This is a genomic window from Eudoraea chungangensis, from assembly GCF_029360665.1.
GTDB lineage: Bacteria > Bacteroidota > Bacteroidia > Flavobacteriales > Flavobacteriaceae > Eudoraea > Eudoraea chungangensis.
The window spans coordinates 463409-485236 of sequence record NZ_JARDUB010000002.1; the positions used below are offsets into that span (position 1 = coordinate 463409).

Annotated in this window: 17 protein-coding genes; 5 read left to right on the forward strand and 12 right to left on the reverse strand. The window is 37.1% G+C overall.

Going from position 1 to position 21828, the window contains the following annotated elements; all coding sequences use genetic code 11:
- Nucleotides 1-66: 66 nt before the first annotated feature.
- From PXG98_RS06660 to rpsO, 4 genes are all read right to left on the reverse strand, one after another.
- Complete coding sequence (locus PXG98_RS06660) at nucleotides 67-2727, reverse strand: c-type cytochrome (RefSeq protein WP_276389779.1); 2661 nt, start codon at nucleotides 2725-2727, stop codon at nucleotides 67-69.
- Nucleotides 2728-3060: 333 nt separating this feature from the next.
- Complete coding sequence (locus tag PXG98_RS06665) at nucleotides 3061-3924, reverse strand: sigma-70 family RNA polymerase sigma factor (RefSeq protein ID WP_094997794.1); 864 nt, start codon at nucleotides 3922-3924, stop codon at nucleotides 3061-3063.
- Nucleotides 3925-4085: 161 nt separating this feature from the next.
- Nucleotides 4086-6299 carry a polyribonucleotide nucleotidyltransferase gene (locus PXG98_RS06670; protein ID WP_276389783.1) on the reverse strand — a complete coding sequence of 738 codons (2214 nt, stop codon included), beginning with the start codon at nucleotides 6297-6299 and terminating at the stop codon, nucleotides 4086-4088.
- Between the two features lie 172 nt (nucleotides 6300-6471).
- Entirely contained in the window at nucleotides 6472-6741 is a 270-nt protein-coding gene (rpsO, locus tag PXG98_RS06675) for a 30S ribosomal protein S15 (RefSeq protein WP_276389785.1), read from the reverse strand.
- Nucleotides 6742-6906: 165 nt separating this feature from the next.
- On the opposite strand from rpsO, the gene PXG98_RS06680 reads away from it, so the two are divergent.
- The gene (locus tag PXG98_RS06680) at nucleotides 6907-7767 is read left to right on the forward strand and encodes a hypothetical protein (protein WP_276389786.1); all 861 of its coding nucleotides are present in this window, start codon (nucleotides 6907-6909) and stop codon (nucleotides 7765-7767) included.
- 32 nt (nucleotides 7768-7799) lie between these two features.
- Here the strand turns inward: PXG98_RS06680 and accD are convergent, their stop codons facing one another.
- From accD to tamL, 3 genes are read right to left on the reverse strand one after another with little or no spacing between them, the layout of a single operon-like run.
- Entirely contained in the window at nucleotides 7800-8660 is an 861-nt protein-coding gene (gene accD / locus PXG98_RS06685) for an acetyl-CoA carboxylase, carboxyltransferase subunit beta (RefSeq protein WP_276389788.1), read from the reverse strand.
- A gap of 31 nt (nucleotides 8661-8691) precedes the next feature.
- Nucleotides 8692-9759, reverse strand: coding sequence for a class II fructose-bisphosphate aldolase (gene fbaA, locus PXG98_RS06690; RefSeq protein ID WP_276389789.1), 1068 nt, complete (start codon nucleotides 9757-9759; stop codon nucleotides 8692-8694).
- 57 nt (nucleotides 9760-9816) lie between these two features.
- A complete protein-coding gene (gene tamL / locus PXG98_RS06695; RefSeq protein WP_276389790.1) occupies nucleotides 9817-12408 on the reverse strand; it encodes a translocation and assembly module lipoprotein TamL in 2592 nt (863 codons plus the stop codon).
- 24 nt (nucleotides 12409-12432) lie between these two features.
- Here tamL and PXG98_RS06700 point away from each other — a divergent pair, with 24 nt between their 5' ends.
- Nucleotides 12433-13164 carry a TrmH family RNA methyltransferase gene (locus tag PXG98_RS06700; RefSeq protein ID WP_276389791.1) on the forward strand — a complete coding sequence of 244 codons (732 nt, stop codon included), beginning with the start codon at nucleotides 12433-12435 and terminating at the stop codon, nucleotides 13162-13164.
- A gap of 13 nt (nucleotides 13165-13177) precedes the next feature.
- On the opposite strand, the gene porT is transcribed toward PXG98_RS06700, so the two are convergent.
- Both porT and ubiE read right to left on the reverse strand, forming a co-directional pair.
- Nucleotides 13178-13876, reverse strand: coding sequence for a type IX secretion/gliding motility protein PorT/SprT (porT, locus tag PXG98_RS06705; RefSeq protein WP_276389792.1), 699 nt, complete (start codon nucleotides 13874-13876; stop codon nucleotides 13178-13180).
- A 4-nt stretch (nucleotides 13877-13880) separates the two neighbouring features.
- Nucleotides 13881-14609: a bifunctional demethylmenaquinone methyltransferase/2-methoxy-6-polyprenyl-1,4-benzoquinol methylase UbiE gene (gene ubiE / locus PXG98_RS06710; RefSeq protein ID WP_276389794.1), complete on the reverse strand. Its 729-nt coding sequence runs from the start codon at nucleotides 14607-14609 to the stop codon at nucleotides 13881-13883.
- 236 nt (nucleotides 14610-14845) lie between these two features.
- On the opposite strand from ubiE, the gene trkA reads away from it, so the two are divergent.
- The gene (gene trkA, locus PXG98_RS06715; RefSeq protein WP_276389795.1) at nucleotides 14846-16195 is read left to right on the forward strand and encodes a Trk system potassium transporter TrkA; all 1350 of its coding nucleotides are present in this window, start codon (nucleotides 14846-14848) and stop codon (nucleotides 16193-16195) included.
- 65 nt (nucleotides 16196-16260) lie between these two features.
- The gene (locus tag PXG98_RS06720) at nucleotides 16261-17751 is read left to right on the forward strand and encodes a TrkH family potassium uptake protein (RefSeq protein ID WP_276389796.1); all 1491 of its coding nucleotides are present in this window, start codon (nucleotides 16261-16263) and stop codon (nucleotides 17749-17751) included.
- A 9-nt stretch (nucleotides 17752-17760) separates the two neighbouring features.
- On the opposite strand, the gene PXG98_RS06725 is transcribed toward PXG98_RS06720, so the two are convergent.
- On the reverse strand, nucleotides 17761-18954 hold the full coding sequence (locus PXG98_RS06725) for a pyridoxal phosphate-dependent aminotransferase (RefSeq protein WP_276389798.1): 1194 nt from the start codon (nucleotides 18952-18954) through the stop codon (nucleotides 17761-17763).
- Between the two features lie 13 nt (nucleotides 18955-18967).
- A complete protein-coding gene (locus PXG98_RS06730; protein WP_276389799.1) occupies nucleotides 18968-20071 on the reverse strand; it encodes a fatty acid desaturase family protein in 1104 nt (367 codons plus the stop codon).
- A gap of 116 nt (nucleotides 20072-20187) precedes the next feature.
- Here PXG98_RS06730 and rsmG point away from each other — a divergent pair, with 116 nt between their 5' ends.
- Nucleotides 20188-20826, forward strand: a complete 639-nt coding sequence (rsmG, locus tag PXG98_RS06735; protein ID WP_276389800.1) for a 16S rRNA (guanine(527)-N(7))-methyltransferase RsmG — start codon at nucleotides 20188-20190, stop codon at nucleotides 20824-20826.
- A gap of 4 nt (nucleotides 20827-20830) precedes the next feature.
- Here rsmG and PXG98_RS06740 read toward each other — a convergent pair whose 3' ends face one another.
- The gene (locus tag PXG98_RS06740) at nucleotides 20831-21805 is read right to left on the reverse strand and encodes a substrate-binding periplasmic protein (RefSeq protein ID WP_276389801.1); all 975 of its coding nucleotides are present in this window, start codon (nucleotides 21803-21805) and stop codon (nucleotides 20831-20833) included.
- Nucleotides 21806-21828 lie beyond the last annotated feature (23 nt).

Below are 21828 nucleotides of genomic sequence, written 5' to 3' on the forward strand. Positions count from 1 at the left end.
AACAAAAGCTTGGTTAAATAAAACAGTCGCTCTTTTCTATACCCATTGGAAAAGTGGCTAATAATATTATGGATTTATATTTGAGTTGTACACTTCATCCGTTTCATCTCCAGCTGCGAGTAAATAGGCAAATAAATCTGCTATTTCTTGTTCATTCAGCCTATTTAGAAGTCCTGATGGCATTGGCGAAATTGGAGATAATTCCCTTTTTATAATCGAGGACTTTGCTAATTGAACGCTATAGGTTGTATTTAACGGATTTGGCATTATCTTAATAGAATCGGAAGTTTCGGACAATATTCTTCCTGCAATTTTTTTCTTTGTATCTAAGTGAAAAAGAGTAAAGGCATATTGATCAGAAATAGCATCATTTGGACTATAAATCGCAAATAGAAGGTCGTACTTTCCAAATTTTGATCTAATCTGTGTGAGATCTGGTCCGGTTGCTCCACCCTCGCCATTCATTCTATGGCATAGAATACAAAGAGCGGCTTTATATGCTCTTTCTCCTGCTTCTATAGTACCGTTATAATTAGTCATTTTATCACCCCATACAAAACTACTTACAGTGCTGCCGCTATAATTAGCACCCGGCCCAATAGGCTGAGGTAATTCTTCAACAATTGTATTGGGAGAATAAACACCGGACAATTCTTCAAAATAAGCTTTCTCATTCTCCGGAACATTACGCATAGCTTGCAGGCGCACGTTTTCCATATATGCTTTAAAACTCATTCCTCCTTTGGCACTTAGGACATCATAAAACCACATAAAATACTTTTCTCTTAATTCTTTAGACCAGCCTTCCTTTGCATGACTTAATAAAACGCCGTAATAAATAGCCTCACCTGGAGGCATTTTAGCAATTACCTCTCTAATTAATGGACCATACTGTTCGCTCCTAAGTGTTGCTTCTTCGGATAACATGCCACTATCTATCTGCGTTTTTTCAATAGTATGCTTTTCCAATAAGGCAACTGAATTCAGTACGGCGTTCTTTTCATTTAAATATAAGAGCAGGGCTGCTAATTCTCTATTTATTATATCGTTTTGGGAAGGGAATCGACCTTTTAACTTGTTAAGAACACTCCGTCTTTGACTGGAATTCGGATTACCCATACGAATGAAAACTAGGGCGTAATTGCGAAGAAGGTCTACTTGTTGTGTCTCCGATAAATCATTCCAATTAATAGCATTAAGTTTATTTAGAATTAGATCTTTATTGTCTGTTTGACCTTGTCTTGCCATTGCTATACCTGCTTCAATAGTCTTTATGTCGTTAGGTTCATGGATAAAAGCTTCTTTCCATAAATCTAATGGCATTTTTTCTAAGCTTATCCTGGAGGCGTATCGGATAAAACGGTCGGGGTGGTTTAAATTTTCCCAGGCAAGCGCTATTGCTTCCTCTTCCTTCATCTTTGAATAATTTTCTATTCTGTGCCGGAGAGCCCTTAAATCCTCCGCTTCAGAATTTACGTCTCTTTTGTCACTTAAATTTACATCCCCATCATAACTTAGGCGATACAATCGCGAATCAAGTCCTCTCCCGCCGGTAGCGAAATATAAATTTCCATCTTTTCCTACAATCATATCCGTTAGAGGAAGAGGTGTTCCGGATAAAAATTCCTCTCTTACGCCCGTATAACTGCTTCCTGCCGGTTCTAAATTTATGTGGTATATAGTACCAAAACTCCAGTCCATTATAAAGATTCCGGAGGTGTATTTAGAAGGAAATCTGAGTTTTGCTGCAGATACAACGGCTGTGGGGGATCCCTGTTCTAGATTATGGACAGCTGGCAAGTTATCTGGATAATAGGCAGGCCATTTACCAGATCCTGTTCGCCATCCGTATTCACTTCCTGGAGTTACATGACAAAGTCTGGTTGGTCTGTACCACGGCATCCCTATATCCCATTCCATATCTGCATCGTACGCAAATAACTCCCCATCCGAATTAAAGGCAAAATCAAATGGATTTCTATACCCTGCGGATATAAGTTCCCAATTTTCACCTGTTTGATCGAATTTTGCTATCCAACCTCCAGGGGCTTTGATGTCATTGGCATGCCCTCTTGCATCCAAATACGGGGGAAATAGATTATCCTCTCCCCAATTTGTTGGTAATTTGCTATTCTTTTTTAAGGCTTCCGGAATTAAAACATGGTTTCCTGCAATAAAATAGATTTCACTACCATCCGGACTTAGGACAAAACTATGGGGTCCATGTTCTCCTGCGCCCTCTAGTTTTAGTAGCATTTGTACATCATTTAGTGCTCCATCTCCCGTGCTATCTGTTATACGGTAAATGCCACTTCCTCTAATGGTTTTGTCTCCTGAAGCGTCTTCCCAATTTTTATTTACGGCTACATAAAGGCTATTAAAAGCCCACAAAAGACCGTGTGCCTCTCCAATGTTTAAATTGAGACTGTCAACTTGTTTACTATTAACTGTTCCATCTTTTTCTGGACGTTTAAAAAAATATATTTTACCTCTTTGATCACAGGCATATATAATTCCTTTATCATCTTCGGCAAGGGCAACCCAAGAACCCTGTTTTTCTTCACTTTGGTGGTATATTTCTGTTAGCGTAAAGTCTTTAGGGATATTAAATTTCACTTCATTACCATCTCCTGTCATTTCAGCTACTTTCTTTGGACTACAAGAAATAACCAAAAAAAGGGAAAGAGTGGTTAATAAGGCAAACTGGATCTTAGACGTAAAGTGCATGATTTAGAGTATTTTGTAAAGTTTAGTATCTCGGCTTTTATAAATATACAGAATAGATTTGTCACTATACTAATTAAAAAAGAGCACTTATTTCCCATATATTGTAATATAAGGTAGTACTAATTAGGCCAAAACTATAAATGAATAATGAAAAAAGGATGTTTAGAAAGAAAATAGTGTAAATGAAAAAACTCCGGTAATCAGCCGGAGTTTATTCATCAATCAAAAAACGAACAGTCATGATAAACTGTTGTTAAGAGTCACAAATTACAATTTTTAAAATTAATTTCCAATTTGGGAAATTAAATGCTGTGTAACTTGATGCTCGACTATTTAGCCGAGATATGTCTTTAATATTTTACTTCTGGAAGTGTGTTTTAACCTTCTTATAGCCTTCTCTTTAATTTGTCGGACCCTCTCTCTGGTTAGATCAAACGTCTCCCCAATTTCCTCCAATGTCATAGAGTGTTGCCCAGCCAAGCCAAAATACAGACGGATTACATCTGCCTCTCTTGGGGTTAGAGTTTCCAACGCTCTTTCAATCTCCGTACGCAAGGATTCATGTAATAGTTCTTTGTCTGGATTTGGTGATTCTCCACTTCGTAATACGTCGTACAAATTAGAATCTTCTCCATCAATTAACGGCGCATCCATAGATACGTGTCGTCCAGAATTTTTGAGAGACTGTTTTACGTCCTCTACTGTCATATCAAGTTCCTTTGCAATTTCCTCTGCGGAAGGAATTCTTTCATGAGCCTGCTCTAAGAAGGCGAAAGTCTTGTTTATTTTATTAATGGAACCAATTTTATTTAGGGGTAGTCTTACTATACGTGATTGCTCCGCTAAGGCCTGTAATATAGATTGACGAATCCACCATACAGCGTAAGAGATAAATTTAAATCCTCTTGTTTCATCAAATCGTTGTGCAGCTTTGATAAGCCCTAAATTACCTTCATTTATCAGATCGGGTAGGGTTAGGCCTTGGTTTTGATATTGTTTAGCCACCGATACAACAAAACGAAGATTAGCTTTGGTAAGTTTTTCCAAGGCGATTTGATCTCCGGCTTTTATGCGTTGTGCTAATTCTACTTCTTCATCTGCAGTAATCAGATCTACTTTCCCAATTTCTTGCAAGTACTTGTCTAACGAAGCGGTTTCCCTATTGGTAACCTGTTTTGTGATCTTAAGCTGTCTCATTTGGGTTTTTCCTTTTAATTAAGTTCAAAAATGCATAGGCTGCATATACTTATACGTAAAAATCACTCAAATGTTACAATTAGCTAATATAAAATTAACTCTGAACTATTGGATATTAAAAAACCCCCTATATTCAGGGGGTTTGTAGACGGTCTAAGAATTTAATCTCTTCGAGGTTTTCGATCTCTATTTCGATCATTTCGGCCTCTATCTCGGTCTCTTTTTTCTCTTGGGGGGCGCTCTTTATAGCCTTCTGGCTTATCTAAAAGTGCCTTACGAGAAACTTTTTCCTTTCTTGTACGTGAATCGATACCGAAATATTTTACATCAAAAATATCTCCCATATTAACTACATCCGAAACATTTTCTGTTCTCTCCCATGCCAATTCAGATACATGTAATAACACTTCGTTTCCAGGAGCTTCAACATATTCAACAACAGCTCCAAAATCTAGCATTTTAATTACCTTAACCTCATAAACGCTTCCTACTACAGGTTTAAAAGTAATAGAGTCTATTTTTGCTAATACGGCATCTATCCCGTCTTGACTAGTCCCAAGAATTTCCACTAAACCTTCTTCCGTTACAGGATCTTCATTTATGACTATTGTAGTTCCTGTTGTTTTTTGAAGTTCCTGAATAACTTTACCACCCGGTCCAATAAGTGCACCTATATATTCACCAGGAATTGTGGCTGTAACCATTTTAGGTGCATGGGCTTTTACAGTATCATTAGGAGAGGCGATAGTATCTGTAAGCTTTTCCAGAATATGTAGTCTGCCGGCTCTGGCTTGCATCAAGGCTTTTACTAGAATTTCATAAGAAAGACCTTTTACCTTAATATCCATTTGACAGGCTGTTATACCGTCTGATGTTCCAGTAACTTTAAAGTCCATATCTCCTAAATGATCTTCATCACCAAGAATATCTGATAGTACTGCATAATTTCCAGAATCTGCATCAGAAATTAATCCCATTGCTATTCCAGAAACTGGTTTTTTAAGTTGAACTCCGGCATCCATAAGCGCCATGGTCCCAGAACAAACAGTAGCCATGGAAGAAGAGCCATTACTCTCGAGTACTTCAGATACTACCCTTACTGTATAAGGGCAGTCTGCAGGAATCATACCCTTAAGTGCTCTTTGGGCGAGATTTCCGTGTCCAACCTCACGTCTAGAAGTACCTCTGATTGGTCTAGCTTCTCCGGTTGAAAAGGGTGGGAAATTATAATGTAAGTAAAAAGTTTCTTCTCCTTCATACGAAGGCATGTCTATCTGATTTGCCTCTCTTGAGGTACCTAAAGTTACCGTAGCCAGGGCCTGAGTTTCTCCTCTTGTGAAGATAGCAGATCCATGAGTAGAGGGTAAATAGTCTACCTCACACCATATAGGACGTATTTCATCTGTTTTACGTCCATCTAACCTTAAGCCTTCTTTTAGAGTCAAGTCGCGCACGGCGGCTTTTTCAGCCTTGTAATAATATTTCTTTACTAGATCTCCTATTTCTTGGATTTCTTCTTCATCATACGATGCTAGTATTTCATCTTTAATACTACCAAAGGCCTCGCTGCGCTCGTGTTTCGCTGATCCAGCTTTCGCAATAGCATAAACCTTGTCATAAACAGCTTCACGTACTTTGTTTTCTAAAGCTTCATCTTCTTCTTCTCCTTGGTATTCTCTAACTTCTTTTTTTCCAAAAGCCTCTGCAAGTTTAATCTGAGCCTGGCACTGAACTTTAATGGCTTCATGCGCAAATTTAATCGCTTCTACCATTTCTTCTTCAGAAATTTCACTCATTTCCCCTTCAACCATCATCACAGAATCTTCAGAAGCTCCAATAACCATATCGATGTCGGAATCTTCTAACTGAGCTCTTGTAGGGTTAATAATAAACTTCCCATCAAGACGCCCAACTCTAACCTCAGAGATGGCACATTCAAAAGGAAAGTCAGATAATTGAATAGCTGCAGAAGCAGCTAGTCCTGCCATCGCATCTGGCATAACATTCTCATCATGAGACATTAATTGGATCATCACCTGCGTTTCTGCGTGATAATCTTTCGGGAAAAGGGGTCTAAGTACCCTGTCTACCAGTCGCATAGTAAGTACTTCCCCGTCACTAGGTCTTGCTTCTCGCTTAAAGAATCCACCTGGATATCTCCCAGAAGCTGCAAACTTTTCACGGTAGTCTACAGTTAGTGGTAAAAAGTCTACGTCACTAGATTTGTAATTGGATACGACAGTACATAACAACATGCAGTTGCCTGACTGTACAACAACAGAGCCATGTGCCTGTTTTGCAAGTTTTCCGGTTTCAATAGAAATTTCTCTACCGTCCCCAAGGTCAATGACCTCTTTAAAAGTTTTTGGAATCATAAATTTTTATTAGACCTGAATTTTTTTCAGGTTGTTAAACAATGGTCAGCCATAAATAATGGCTTGTGTTGTGTTGTTGTGTAGACCAATGAAAAACTATGTGTAAGCTTTTTGTTGCCCTGTACCGGGACTTTGCTTTAAAAAAAAGGGGAAGCATAGCTTCCCCAATAAATTACTTTCTAATATTCAATTCTTTTATTAAGACACGATATTTTTCGATATCTTTTTTCTTTAAATAATCAAGTAAACTTCTTCTTTTACCAACTAATCTTACCAAAGATCTTTCAGTATTATAGTCTTTTTGATTGTTTTTAAGATGTCCTGTTAAGTGGTTAATACGATGCGTAAATAGAGCAATTTGTCCTTCTGTAGACCCAGTATTGCCTTCCGAACCGCCATGTTTCTTGAAGATTTCCTTCTTCACTTCTGTCGTTAAATACATTCCAATATTATTTTAAATGATTTTTATGTATCTGATTGATTTTCAATCGAGCGCAAAGATAGCAAATAATTTGTATTGACTTCATTAGAATAGTTTTTTTTAATGCCTTATTAAACCATTGCGAAAAAGAATGGTCTTAGAGGAGTAACTTTAAATAAACAAACTATGAAAAATAAAGAGAAAAGGACTTGGTTGTTACTAATGTCAATGAGTTTATTGTTGTCTTTTTTAACGGGTTGTGAAGAGACAGAAGACGATAATATAATTGAATCGGAAGAAATATCCAGTGTTCAACTACAACTGAGCGATGAAACCGAGCTGGTTTTGGAAGAGTTAGTAAATATAGGAGACGACATTTTTGCTTCTAAAGATGTTTTTTTATTAAACAAAGCCTACAGCACTTCGGGATATATACCTGACTGCGCAACAATAACGACAATTGTAAGTGATAATAGTAAAGAAATTAGTATTGCGTTTGGGGATGGATGCGAATTTGCAGGAGGGAATATACTTTCAGGGACTATTATTTTCAATGTTATTCTAAATCCTGAAGCATTAAATAAAAGTATAGAAATGGACCTTAGCAATTTTCGTTTTAATGAGGTAGAAGTAGAAGGCTATGCCAGTATTTTGAGAACTGCGCAAGAAAGTGGCGGTCCTCTTTCTGTTATTGATTATTCTTTTATTGGTAGTTGGCCGGATGGATTGAGCAGAAAAATGGAAGGGCAAAGAACACGACAATGGATTGCAGGATTTGGAAATGGATTTTGGGGAGACAACGTTGTAAGTATTACTGGTGAAAGTCAGTTTACCACCGCCGATGGGGAGGTCTTTAATAGAATGATTACTTCTCCCCTTCGTAGAGAATGGTCTTGTCGTTTCTTAGTAAGCGGAATAATTGAGGTAGATAAGAAAGACCTTAAATACAGTATTGATTTTGGTGACGGGACATGCGATGCTAAAGGTGTAATCACAAAGCCAGATGGCAGTACAACAGAAATATTTCTTAGGAGATTTTTTCAATAATAAAAAAAGCCTGCTTTTACAGCAGGCTTTTTTTACTTTCTTATTGGATTGTTTTGAATAAGGTCAATGTAAAGATTTATTTTCGTCTTTAAATCCCTGCGATGAGATATAAAATCTAGAAAACCATTCTCTAAGACAAACTCTGATGTTTGAAATCCTTTTGGTAAATCTTTACCAGTGGCTTCTTTTACAACTCGGGGCCCTGCAAAACCAATTAGGGCACCTGGTTCAGAAATATTAATGTCTCCTAACATGGCATAGGAAGCAGTAGTACCTCCAGTGGTGGGATCAGTACTTAATGAAATATAAGGCAATTTTGCTTCTGCTAACTGTGCCAGTTTGGCGGATGTTTTGGCTAGTTGCATCAGGGATAAAGCCGCTTCCATCATTCTTGCTCCTCCAGATTTTGAAATCATTACAAAAGGCAATCCATTTTTTATCGAGTAGTCAATGCCTCTTGCAATCTTCTCGCCTACAACACTGCCCATAGAACCTCCAATAAAACTAAAATCCATACAGCAGATTACCAAGTCCTTACCCAGAGACTTTCCTACTGCTGTTCGCACGGCATCCTTAAGGCCTGTTTTCTTCTGAGCGGCCTTTAGCCTTTCGCTATATTTTTTTGTATCCTCAAATTTAAGAGGATCTTTAGAAGTTAATTTGGGATCTAGCTCTGTAAACTTATTGTCGTCAAAGAGTATTTCAAAATATTCCTTACTCCCAATTCTTACGTGGTAGTCGTCTTCAGGACTTACATAAAAATTCTTAGCCAGTTCTTCTGATTCAACAATTTTACCCGTTGGCGATTTATACCAAAGACCTCGAGGAGTATCTTTTTTTTGATCGGTGGCGGTCTGTATGCCTTTTTCTTTTCTTTTAAACCAAGCTGTCATAGGAATTTCTTTAGATTCTGATCCCAAAATATTATAACGTATTAATATTGTTTAAATCTTCAAAAGCCTTTTTTAATCGAGATACAAATGTTTTTTCACCTTCACGCAACCACACTCTTGGATCGTAATACTTCTTGTTCGGTTGATCGGCTCCATCAGGATTGCCAATCTGACCCTTTAAATAGTCGCTTTTAGCATCAAAATAATCTCTTATACCTTCCATAAAAGCATACTGAAGGTCGGTATCTATATTCATTTTAATTACCCCATATCCAATTCCTTCTCTAATTTCCTCTACTGTAGATCCGGATCCTCCGTGGAATACAAAGTCGATATGATTTTCCTCAACCCCATATTTTTCCGTAATAAAATCTTGTGAATTGCGTAAAATTTTAGGAGTTAGCTTTACATTTCCTGGTTTATAAACCCCATGGACATTACCAAATGCCGCAGCTATGGTGAATCTGGGACTCACTTTGGATAGTTCTTCATAAGCGTAGGCAACTTCTTCAGGTTGAGTATATAATTTGGAATCATCAACATCCGTGTTATCTACACCATCTTCTTCACCTCCAGTTATGCCCAATTCTATTTCCAAGGTCATTTCCATTTTGCTCATCCTTTCGAGATATTCCTTGCATATTGCAATATTCTCTTCAATAGGTTCTTCAGAAAGATCTATCATATGCGAGCTAAATAAGGACTTCCCAGTTTCTTTATAGTGCTTTTCACTTGCGTCTAAAAGACCGTCAATCCAAGGAAGTAATTTTTTCGCGCAATGATCTGTATGTAAAATTACTGTAGCGCCATATGCTTCAGCTAACTGGTGGATATGCTTTGCTCCCGCAATGGCTCCTTCGATGGCTGAAATTTGATTTTCATTGGCCAAACCTTTACCCGCATTAAACTGTGCTCCCCCGTTCGAGAATTGAATTATCACGGGCGAGTTTAAGGAAGCCGCTGTTTCTAACACTGCATTAATTGTATTAGAGCCAGTAACGTTTACTGCTGGCAGCGCAAAACCCTTCTGCTTGGCATAGTTGAAAATTTCTTGTACTTCGTCGCCTGTGGCAACTCCTGCTTTGATATTGTGGGACATAATTAAAGTCTTATTTTTTATATGAGATGTGGCAAATGTAGTAAATAAATCAAAGGACTAAAAAGGATAATTAATACCAATTTGGATTACAGCATTAGAAAAGTTATATTCTCGAAACCATCTTTCACCGGGCAAATTGGCAGGGTTATGAGTTTTAAATCCCATGTCTACTCTAAATACGAAATATGTAAAATCATATCGAACCCCCATTCCTGTTCCAAGGGCAATTTCAGACAAGGACTTAAAACCTTCAAACACGGCTGCCGGATCGGTTATGTTATCCCAAACGTTCCAAATATTTCCAGCATCAGCAAAAATAGCACCTTTAAAATCCCCTACGATAGGAAATCTATATTCTAGATTGAGGGCAATTTTGAAGTTTGCCTCGTTAAAGTCATTGATGTTATTGGTTGATCCAGGACCTAGGGAATACGGAAACCACGCTCTATTATCATTAGATCCTCCTCCGAAATAACTTCGAACAAATGGCACACTGTTAGAATTACCATATGGAATTGCAATACCCGCAAAACTTCTAAATGCTAGAACATTAGACCGGGAAAGGTCCCAATGTTTAATATATTCGAATTCCGTTTTAAAGTATTGGGAAAAGGGAACGCCAAAAACCGTTCTATCCCCATTATCGTTTTTATCAAATTCTATAATGTTAGAAATTCCAGAGAGTAATGCCCCTGCACTTTCAACTTTAAATCTGAATGAATAGAAGTTTTCATCCAAAATATTTAGTCGATTGTTTTTTGTAAAGGTATAATTACTGGCAAAAATTAAATTGTTTTCTGTAAGTCTAATTCTTCTTTCCTCTATACTGGCTACGTCGTCCTGATCATCAGGCTCTGAAGGTACCTGGTCTGTTAAAATCGCATCTGTAAAACCGGTTGTTCCGTCTGGAATTGTTAATGCAGGTCCGTTTGGTCCTTCTGGCATTTCATAAAAATCCCCAAGGTCCGGATTGTCGGCATAAAGGGGATCCGAGGCAATATCATTTAATTGCTCATAACTACTTTGATATACATTGTAGTAGCGGTCTGGATTTAGATTATTAACAAATTGAATATTGAGTAATTCTACAGAGTTTTTACTGGAAATTTTAGAATTCCAGTTGTAGCCTAATATGGTATTAAATGTCTGCTTGTCTAATCCAATATTTTTTTGAAAACTTGTTCCTACAGAAACTCTGGTCTGTGGGAGCATATAATAAGGGATTACTTTTTTCCAATTTACAAGGGGAAACCAGATTCTTGGAAAGGTTATATTGATATCTGCACCTACTTCTGTAAAAAAATCTTCTGTAGAGCTATCATCGCTCAAAAGACCAAAGGTACCCCCTGCAGAAAGACTGAGTGTTTCTGCTCCGCCAAAAATATTCCTAGAAATAAGAGACGAACTGAAGCCAACACCAATAGACTGGATATTAGAATGTGTAACATCAAAATCGAAAGCCCATGAGAATTTAGGCCTTGTAGCCAAATAGATATCTGTATTTAGTTTTGTTCTTGTGCTGTCTTCAGAAAAAAGAATATTCGGATACTTAAAAGTATTAAGATTGGTTATTTGCCTATAGGTCCGAGTTTTATCGATTTCTCTATATAGACTATCCTTTTGGAGAAAAACGGCATCGGTCAGTGCTTTTGGTTTGTACCGGAGCTTGTCTTTATAAAAGATGGTATAGTTGTCGTATTCTATAGAGTTAAGGGTAGATTTGTCGTCGTCAAAAGCATAATCTGCATATATATTGATTTTACCCATTTTAAATACCTTGTACTCTGTAGTGGTAATAAGACTATCTCCCCGTCTTCTCAAGTCCCCAATATTTAATTCAACTTCCATTTTTTGATCATCATTGGTAGTAGTGGTATCTCTCAGGATGTCATAGGAAATGGAACTTTCCTGAAAATTGTAAACTCCAGAATCTCTAAATAAATCTGCCAAACGTTCCCTTTCTTTATTAAAGTCAACAAGATCAAATTGTTTCTTTTCTTTTATATATGATTCGGCTTCATGAATTACATATAGAGAGTCGATAGCTGCTGAACTTATATCTTTGAGAAGAGTATCTACCATAAAGGGTTTGCCCAGACTAATTCTATAATTTATTTCGGCCCTTTGTTTTTTATTGGTGCTATCTATGTCGTAAGTAGTTGAGTTATTAAAATAACCCTTACTTCCATAATAAACACTTAATCGCTCCAAAGACTTAACTGCTCTTGTAGTATCAATCAGAGAAGGCTCCTCACCAATTTTCTTTAACCAATCACTATAGCCCTTAACCAAAAAAGATTCTCCTAGTCTATTTACTTGCTTTTGCGATAAGATCTTGGCTAAATTTTCCTCTCTATTGGGTTTTTTATGTAACCATATTTGATAGGTAGAATCCGGGTTTTCTTTTGCCAGATTATATAAGTTAAGACGAAGTGGGTAACCCAACAAGGTGCTATTAGGCTCCTGGAGAAGCAGACTTTCTATATCGACAGAATTTACCTTTTCTTCATTGACAAAAATATTATTTTTGGAAAGAAGAAGTTGATCCTCATCTACCCGCTTTAAGGTATTACAGGAAGTAAATACAGTAACAAGCAAGAATAAGCCTATTTTAGCATAACTATTAACACAATACCAAGGGGTCTTCATAAGAGCCAAAAATACATTATTTGAATGGTTGTAAAAAGTCAAATAAAATTTATAAAAAGCCTACAACAAAAAAAAAGTAGAATTGAAAATGGCCTATTTGTAGTGGAGGGTAGGAAGATGGTTTTTGAACTTTTAAATTCCGTCTTGGTTCCTCAGGCTATTTATTGTACTAATCCAGCTCTTGTTTTAGACAAAGATCTGCCTGTGTTCAATGTTAATTCGAGAGAAATAGGCATGATGAGTTCTTTAAAAACACCATCCGAAATTTTAGCTGTTTTCGAAATTCCAAAACCACAAGCCGTGGATTTTTCCGATTGGGTGGTGGTCCTGGACAAACTGCAAGACCCAGGAAACTTAGGAACCATAATACGACTATGCGATTGGTTTAATATTCCCAGTATAGTTTGTTCCAACGATACCGTAGATTGCTTTAACCCCAAAGTATTGCAAGCAACCATGGGTTCCATTGCCAGAGTAAATATTTCTTACCGGAACTTACCCGGGATTGGATCTAACGGAAATTCTGAAGTATTTGGTACATTTACGGACGGGAAGTCTGTTTATGACACAAGCCTGCCTAAAAAAGGAATCTTAATTCTCGGAAATGAAGGTCATGGAATTTCTCAAGAACTTCGCAGTGAAATAGATCATGAAATTTCTATTCCCCAATTTGGAAATGCCACAGCGGAAAGTCTTAATGTAGCCTCGGCCACCGCAATTTTTTTAAATGAAATAAGAAGACAGCCTAAATCCTAATTACATTTTTTAACTATTCAAAAGTAAAATTCACAAAAACACCCCTTGTTCTTAGGCCATCAATATTTCCAGTCCACGGGCTATTAGGATCATTATCTGGAACTAGCTCATCTGTAATAGCAAATATACCGCGCACGGAGGGGGAGAATTTAAAATATTCTGTATAGAAGTCAATACCGAAACCAATCTCCCAGTTATAAACAGTTTGTTTCATTCTAAAAGTACCACTGCTATTGTCGTCCAGACTTTTTTCGTTGCTTCCCAGGTTTAAGGAGGCAGAAGCTCCACCAATGATAAATGGTTTCCAGTTACCTAGCCTTTTGGCGCTCGCCTTAAGGAGTAGTGGAAAATTAATATAGGTTGATTTTACTTCTCTAATTGCGTCGTTGGATTCCGCAAATCCCGTATATCCTAGAGTTCTTGTTGTATAAAACAAGCCAGGCTCAAAACGCAGATCAAAAAACTCATTTATGCGCATTTCTCCAATAAGACCAACATTAAAACCAACGGATTTCTCCACCAGAATATCGTCTAAATCGTTTTTATAATCAAATTTGAAATCGAACTGATTAAATCCCAAATAATACCCCCAGTTTAAAAATGCCTTGTCTTCATTTTCGAGATTAATTATCGGTTTCTCGTTAAACTGAGCCTGTAAAGTTTGGGTTTTTACCAGGGTAAAACCAATCAAAAAAACTAAGAAATATTTCATTTTTCTACTTTGTAGCTATGTAAATGGAAGCCACCCCAAAAGTCTGAGGTTGGTTCTCCATAGCTATAAACCCTATTTTGCCTAAAATATTGTTGAAGTCTTTACCATAAGGGAAAGCCGCGGCGGATTCTGAGAGATAAGTGTAGGCAGAACGGTCATTGGAAAATAAGCGTCCTATAGTGGGAAGTAGATATTTTGAATATATAGAATAGCCTTGTTTAAAAGGAAACTTCGTTGGTACAGAGGTTTCTAAAATGGCTAAATTTCCGTTGGGTTTCAGAACCCTATAGATCTCAGACAGTCCTATTTCAAGGTTTTCAAAGTTACGTACCCCAAAGGCTACCGTAATGGCGTCAAAATAATTGTCTGAAAAAGGTAGGTCCTCGCTATCTCCGATTACCATCTTTATCTGTGAAGCTAATTCTTTATCAGCGATTTTTTTCTTTCCTATTTCCAGCATCCCGCTAGAAATATCTAAGCCAATTATTTCTTTAGCGCCGGTATCCACTAATTGAATGGCTAAATCGCCGGTTCCAGTTGCAATATCAAGAATTCTATTCGGCTTTTTGGCCTTTAAAAGGTTAACCAGACGTTTTCTCCATTTAATGTCTATTCCAAAAGAAATTACCCTATTTAATCCGTCGTAATTAGAAGAAATGTTGTCGAACATTTTGGTGACCTGTTCCTTTTTGCCAAGATCAGAGGATTTATATGGTTTTACTTTTTTAGACATCGTCTATTTTTTAGGACAAAGATAGTACAATGCTGCTACAGAATTTTAAAGAAGTCAGGATAATAGCGTAATAACCAACTTAAATTTAGGGAGGTATGCCTAGACCTTTCAAAATAAAATTGTGTAATTTTGTCCATGCAAACTTTGCAATAAAACAATTATGAGCATTGATGGCTTATCAGTAAGATGCAATTCTCCTTTACGTCATACTTACGCTTATTATTTAAATACTACAGATGAGAATAATCATTGCGGGGGCTGGTGAAGTTGGATTTCACTTAGCAAAATTGTTGTCTTATGAATCACAGAATATTATTCTTATTGATTCAAAAAAAGAGAGCTTAACCTATGCCGATAATCATTTAGATATTAAGGTTTTAAAAGGTGATGCAACATCTATTTCCGTATTAAAAGAAGCGAAAGTTGAAGAATCTGACTTGGTTATTGGGGTTACTTCCTCGGAGACTACAAATATTACACTTTGTCTCTTAGCTAAGCAATTGGGCTGTAAACAAACCATTGCCCGAATTTCTAATACGGAATTTATTGTAAATAAAGATTTGATTCAGTTCGATGAATTAGGAATAGATGAGTTAATCTCGCCTGAAGAATTAGCAGCTAGTGAAATACAACTCTTACTAAATCAATCTGCCTTTTTTGATACCTACGAGTTCGAAGATGGAGCACTTATTATGGTGGGTGTAACCTTACCCAAGGGCGCTCCCTTTATCGGAAAAACCGTAAAAGGGGCCGCAAAAATATATCCGGAATTACATTTTATGCCTATTGCCATGCAAAGGGTCGGAACACAATTTACGCTTATTCCGCGAGGGGATACGGTGTTCAAGGATAAAGATCAGGTGTACTTTGTAACGGACCGAAAGGGTGTAGATGAACTATACAAGCTCACAGGAAAGAAGAAAGAAGAAATAAAGAATGTAATGATATTGGGAGGTAGTAAGGTTGGATATAATGCCGCACGAGATTTATGTGGTAAAAAGTTCAATGTAAAACTTCTAGAAAAGAACAAAGAAAAGGCTTTTGATTTGGCAGATAGGTTACCTAATGCATTGGTAATTAATGGGGATGGAAGGAATGTGGAATTATTGGAAGAAGAAAGCTTGGAATCTATGGATGCCTTTATAGCCGTTACGGGTAATTCGGAAACCAATATTATGTCTTGTCTAATGGCGAGGTCCAAGAATATCAAAAAGACCATTGCTCTTGTAGAGAATATGGACTATTTTCAACTATCTCAGTCTATTGGAGTAGATACGTTGATTAATAAAAAATTATTAGCGGCGAATAATATTTTTAGATATATACGAAGAGGTGAAGTTGTTGCACTAACAAGACTTAATAATTTGAATGCAGAAATATTAGAATTTGAGGTAAAAGAGTCTTCTAAGGTAAATGGTCAATTAATAAAAGAAATAGCCTTTCCTAGAGCTGCTATTATCGGAGGAATTGTAAGGAACGATATGGGTAATATAGCACTGGGAGATTTCAAGATTCTTGAAGGTGACAGAGTGGTGGTGTGTTGCTTACCAGATTCTATTAGTAAAATTGAGCGACTCTTTATATAGGTATACTTTATTGGAAAATAATATGCAAAAATCTACGTATTTATGTACCATTTATACGATTGAAAATGGGGTTTAACTACAGGATCATTATCCATTTGATGGGGTTACTATTATTATTCAATGGTAGCTTTATGTTAATGGCCGCTCTGGTAAGTGGAATTTATGCCGATGGTGTTACCCTGGAACTTACCCTTTCCGCCATTCTAACCCAATTATTGGGAATACTCTGCATGTTTTACACAAGAGGGCATAAAAAAGAGGTAAAAAGGAAAGAGGGTTATATTATTGTGACATTAGGATGGATAGTAATGTCAGCTTCGGGTGTCTTACCCTACTTGCTAAGTGGGGCCATACCCGACTTTACAAATGCTTTTTTTGAAACTATTTCAGGATATACAACCACAGGTGCTTCTATTCTAGATGATATAGAAGTATTGCCTAAAGGAATTTTGTTTTGGAGGAGTCTTACGCATTGGATTGGAGGTATGGGTATTATTGTTTTGGCGATTGCTATTTTACCTCTTTTAGGAATTGGGGGAATGCAATTGTTCTCTGCAGAGGCGCCCGGACCTAACGCAGATAAACTTCATCCAAGGATTACGGATACTGCGAAAAGGCTTTGGTTAATTTATGTGGGTTATACTGCAGCCGAGACCCTTTTCTTAAGCTTGGCAGGAATGAGCTTTTTTGATGCCATAAACCACTCTATGGCCACCCTGTCTACAGGTGGGTTTTCTACGAAAAATGCAAGCCTTGCGCACTGGAACAATCAACCACTTATTCAATATATCGTTATCTTTTTCATGTTTTTGGCGGGTTCTAACTTTGTATTGAGTTACTTCGCCTTTAAGGGAAAAGTCCAAAGAATATTACAGGACGAGGAATTTAAATTCTATGCAGGATTTATACTTCTATTTGTTGCTATGACAGCTGTTGTAATCTATTATAATGCTAATGTGGAGATTTCAGAGTTTCATCCTATGCCTTTCGGGGCTGCAGAAAGCTCCTTTAGACATGGACTATTTCAGGTAATTGCAGTAATTACAACTACGGGTTTTGTTACTGCGGATTTTACCGCATGGACTTCCTTCTTAACGGTATTCTTTTTTGGGTTAATGTTTATTGGTGGATCTGCCGGGTCTACGGCAGGGGGCATAAAAGTTATGCGACACATATTAATAATCAAAAATGGACTATTAGAGTTTAAAAGAACTCTTCATCCCAGTGCGATTATTCCGGTTCGATTTAATGGTAAAACGGTAAGTGAACATATAGTCTATAATGTTATTGCCTTTTTTGTTCTCTATATGCTATTGTTTATCATAGGGGCCTTGGTCTTAAGCGCCATGGGGCTTGATTTTATAACAGCAGTTGGAGGAGCAGCATCTTCCTTAGGAAATGTGGGTCCAGCCTTTGGCGATCTTAACCCAGTAAGTAATTTTAATGGTCTGCCTGACCTTGGTAAATGGTGGTGTGGCTTCCTTATGCTCGCTGGAAGACTAGAGCTTTTTACCGTGCTAATACTGTTTAATCCTTACTTTTGGAAAAGGATTTGAAAACAGTTTTTAGTCCTCAGATAAAGCAGCCTTTATTCTAGTTACCGCTTCTAATAGTTCTTTTTCCGAGGCAGCGTAAGAAATCCGAATACAATTAGGATTCCCAAAGGCTTCTCCAGTTACTGTTGCAACATGTGCTTTTTCTAAGAGAAAGAGGGCGAAATCAGAGGCATTATTTATGGTAGTATCCTTAATAGTTTTGCCGAAAAAAGAGGAAATATCAGGAAAAACATAAAATGCACCTTCCGGAATATTCAGTTTAAATCCATCAATGGATCCTAGTAAATCTAGCAAGATATCACGTCGTTTGTGAAACTCGTCTATCATATACTGTATCTTGCTCACTGGTGCCTTTAATGCTTCAATAGTTGCCCTTTGGCCAATGGCGTTTGCGCCACTAGTTATTTGCCCTTGAAATTTAGTGCAAGCTTTTGCAAGCCATTCCGGAGCACCTATGTAGCCTATTCTCCAGCCAGTCATAGCAAAGGCCTTAGAGACACCATTAACGGTAACCGTGCGATCATACATTCCATCAATTCCTGCAATGCTCGCATGTTTTTCCCTAAAATTGATATGCTCATAAATTTCATCCGAAACCACTAAAATTCCAGGATTCTTTTTAAGGACAGCTGCAATTTCTTCTAGTTCTTTTTGACTGTAAACAGAACCACTGGGATTACATGGAGAGCTAAACCACAACATTTTGGTTTTAGGGGTAATGGCATTTTCTAACTGATCTGGGGTAATTTTAAAATCCGTATCAATTGTAGTAGGGACTTCTACGGGTACACCTTCGGCCAATTTAACAATGTCGCTGTAACTTACCCAGTACGGAGCAGGTAAAATTACTTCATCTCCTTTATTTAAAATCACCATTGCCACATTAGCCAGGGACTGTTTAGCTCCGGTAGACACAACTATCTGACTGAGATTGTAATTTAAATTGTTATCTCTTCTAAATTTGTCGGAAATGGCTTGTTTTAGATCTGCGTAGCCATCTACGGGAGAATAACTGCTATAATTGTCGTCAACCGCTTGTTTTGCAGCTTCTTTAATAAAATCTGGAATATTAAAATCTGGCTCGCCAAGGCTAAGTCCAATTATATCTTTTCCTTCGTTTCTTAGCTCTCTTGCCTTGGCAGCCATTGCCAAAGTAGCCGAAGTAGACATGTTTTTAATTCTATCGGATAAAAAATCGCTCATTGTAGCAGTAAATTTATTGGTATTGAAGGCTAGGTTTCTTCCCCAGTTCTTTTAAATGTTGAAAATGCGAAATTATGGCTTTTCTAGTTGTTTTGTATTCGTTATACGGCAAATTAAACTCCTTCGCGGTTTGTTTAACAATTTGAGCAATTTTTGTATAATGAATATGACTAATGTTTGGAAATATGTGGTGTTCTACTTGGTGGTTAAGTCCCCCAGTAAACCAATTTACCAATCTATTTTTTGTTCCGAAATTTACGGTAGTAGCCAGCTGATGAATTGCCCAAGTATTTTTCATGGTTCCATCTTCATTAGGAAGAGGCGTTTCTGCCTCATCCACTACATGCGCTAATTGAAACACTACACTCAGGATAACCCCTGCAACATAATGCATTATAAAAAAGCCAATCAGAATTTTCCACCAGGCGATGTCTAGAAATACCATAGGAATAATAATCCAAATGGTGATATAGGTAAGTTTGGTTGCAACAAGAACACTCCAATTAAGAAAGGGATTCGGAAATTTACCATAAGATAATTTTCTTTTGGTATATCGGTACATCTGCTGAAAGTCAGTAGTTATGGCCCAATTAAAAGTTAACAGGCCATAGAGGAAAATAGAGTAGTAGTGCTGAAACTTATGGAACCTATGCCACTTTGCGTGCTTAGAAAACCTAAGGATTCTTCCTGCTTCAAGATCTTCATCATGATGGTGAATATTGGTATAGGTATGGTGAAGGACATTGTGCTGAACTTGCCAATTATAAACATTGCCTGCTAAGATATAAATGCTACTTCCCATTAATTTATTCACCCATTTTTTGGTTGAATAAGAACCATGGTTTCCATCATGCATTACATTCATGCCAACACCTGCCATGCCAACACCCATGGTAATAGTGAGCAATAGGTTAGCCCAATTTGGCAGGTTGAGGGTTAATATTAAGAAATATGGAGCCAAAAAAAGAGCAAACATCACCCCTGATTTCAGATAAAGCTTCCAATTGCCGGTTTTCTTTATTTTATTCTCTCTGAAATAATCATTGACCCTTTTGTTTAGTGTTTTAAAAAACTGTGCCGAATCTTTACGGGAGAATTTAATTGTGGGTGCATCCATATAAATATATTCTTTTAACTAATAACGAAAAATATTATGAAATAATACGTTATAACAATGCATACAAAAGAAAATATGGTCTAATGTCTTACATTTGATGAAATGCAAAGATACGTATGCAAGCCGAAATAATATTTAAATATTTTCCAAATTTAACAGATATTCAAAAAGATCAATTCATAAAGCTTGAGGATTTGTATAAAGATTGGAATTCAAAAATCAACGTTGTTTCAAGAAAGGATATCGACGAATTGTATTTAAGACATGTACTACACTCCTTGGGAATAGCTAAAGTATATTCCTTTGCTGAAGGAACTACGGTTTTGGATGTAGGCACTGGAGGCGGGTTTCCTGGGATACCTTTGGCAATTTTATTTCCAGGCTGTAGCTTTACTTTGATCGATGCCATTGGAAAAAAGATAAGAGTGGTAGAAGAAGTTGTTACGGGTCTTGGACTTACAAATGTTGTTTGTATTCATGGGAGGGTAGAAGATTTAGGGCAGCAATACGATTTTGTAGTGAGTAGAGCTGTAGCCGCAATGCCCACTTTTGTAAGGTGGATTCAGGGTAGAATTAAGAAAAAATCGTCCTATGCTAGGAAAAATGGTATTCTATATTTAAAGGGAGGCGATTTGTCGGAGGAGTTAAAACAGTATAAAAATGCAGAAATAATACCTTTATCGGACTATTTTAAGGAAGACTTTTTTAACACTAAAAAATTAGTTTATTTGCCTGTAAAATACAAAGGTAAATAAGGGATTAGAACTTGAGTTTTAAGCCACTGTCGCTAGTACTGTTCAATTTTGCGGCATCCATAATATCTTTCTTATATTTCTCAGGTACACCCTGCCATGAATTATACATTTCACCATCAATCAAATAATGTTCTGAATCACTTGCAACAGAATTAGTTGTCATAATTCTATAATAATGAACAGGTGCCTCTTTTCCTGAATTGTCGCCATTAGATACAAGCTCCAGTGTGCCATCTCCATCCACATCGTATTGAATCCAATTTAATTCTAATATTTCATGGTAACTCCCATCTTTAATCATTGCTTTAATATTCTGATTAAAATCATCAATAATTTGCTCTGCATTGGGTGTGCTCTTTCTTACTGCAACATGTAAGGGTTTCGTAATAAGAGCAGTATTGCCAATTTCAAGAAATTCTGTTATGTCATTTAGTTGATATGTTAATAGATAGGAGATTAAAAGTTCATCTACCAGCATGTAGTCTGTTTTAAAACTGAGTAGTTTCTCTAAATTCTCCTGGTCACTTTTTCCTGGCATAATGACGATGTCTAGTGACGTATACACCGAGGCCCCATAAGCATAGCCCCCAATTATCGCAATTCTTTTATTTTTTAGTTCTTCAAAGGAGGTTGCACTTACATCACTTCCTTTTCTGCCTACTAAAACAAGTCGGTTTTCTAGATATGGTTCAGAGTATAGTAAGTACTCTTCTCTGTCTTTTGTCTTCCATAAGGCAGCACTCCCGTCGTATTTTTTTGAATTGATTCCGTCTAAGACTTCTTCGAAACTCCCGATGGATGTAATTACATCGACATTCCCTCTTTTAAAGGCTTCTTGTACCAATTCTAGGGCAAAGGCCTTTTCAGAAACAACATTAGTGAAGGGTGGCCAAATATCAGAAGCCAGTTTTAAATTGGTAGTCTGGGAATTTAACTGTGAACAGATGACAGTAAGTAAAAAGAGTATAAAACAACGCATTCTCGAGTCAGTAAAATGGATAC

Bases quoted from the DNA above. Each gene is read 5' to 3' on its own strand.
- fbaA (WP_276389789.1), bottom strand. From the start codon at position 9,759: ATGTCCCACAATATCAAAGCAGGAGTTGCCACAGGCGACGAAGTACAA.
- accD (WP_276389788.1), bottom strand. From the start codon at position 8,660: ATGACAGCTTGGTTTAAAAGAAAAGAAAAAGGCATACAGACCGCCACC.
- tamL (WP_276389790.1), bottom strand. From the start codon at position 12,408: ATGAAGACCCCTTGGTATTGTGTTAATAGTTATGCTAAAATAGGCTTA.
- PXG98_RS06665 (WP_094997794.1), bottom strand. From the start codon at position 3,924: ATGAGACAGCTTAAGATCACAAAACAGGTTACCAATAGGGAAACCGCT.
- PXG98_RS06660 (WP_276389779.1), bottom strand. From the start codon at position 2,727: ATGCACTTTACGTCTAAGATCCAGTTTGCCTTATTAACCACTCTTTCC.
- ubiE (WP_276389794.1), bottom strand. From the start codon at position 14,609: ATGTCTAAAAAAGTAAAACCATATAAATCCTCTGATCTTGGCAAAAAG.
- PXG98_RS06670 (WP_276389783.1), bottom strand. From the start codon at position 6,299: ATGATTCCAAAAACTTTTAAAGAGGTCATTGACCTTGGGGACGGTAGA.
- PXG98_RS06680 (WP_276389786.1), top strand. From the start codon at position 6,907: ATGAAAAATAAAGAGAAAAGGACTTGGTTGTTACTAATGTCAATGAGT.
- PXG98_RS06700 (WP_276389791.1), top strand. From the start codon at position 12,433: ATGGTTGTAAAAAGTCAAATAAAATTTATAAAAAGCCTACAACAAAAA.
- trkA (WP_276389795.1), top strand. From the start codon at position 14,846: ATGAGAATAATCATTGCGGGGGCTGGTGAAGTTGGATTTCACTTAGCA.
- rpsO (WP_276389785.1), bottom strand. From the start codon at position 6,741: ATGTATTTAACGACAGAAGTGAAGAAGGAAATCTTCAAGAAACATGGC.
- porT (WP_276389792.1), bottom strand. From the start codon at position 13,876: ATGAAATATTTCTTAGTTTTTTTGATTGGTTTTACCCTGGTAAAAACC.
- PXG98_RS06725 (WP_276389798.1), bottom strand. From the start codon at position 18,954: ATGAGCGATTTTTTATCCGATAGAATTAAAAACATGTCTACTTCGGCT.
- PXG98_RS06740 (WP_276389801.1), bottom strand. From the start codon at position 21,805: ATGCGTTGTTTTATACTCTTTTTACTTACTGTCATCTGTTCACAGTTA.
- PXG98_RS06730 (WP_276389799.1), bottom strand. From the start codon at position 20,071: ATGGATGCACCCACAATTAAATTCTCCCGTAAAGATTCGGCACAGTTT.
- rsmG (WP_276389800.1), top strand. From the start codon at position 20,188: ATGCAAGCCGAAATAATATTTAAATATTTTCCAAATTTAACAGATATT.
- PXG98_RS06720 (WP_276389796.1), top strand. From the start codon at position 16,261: ATGGGGTTTAACTACAGGATCATTATCCATTTGATGGGGTTACTATTA.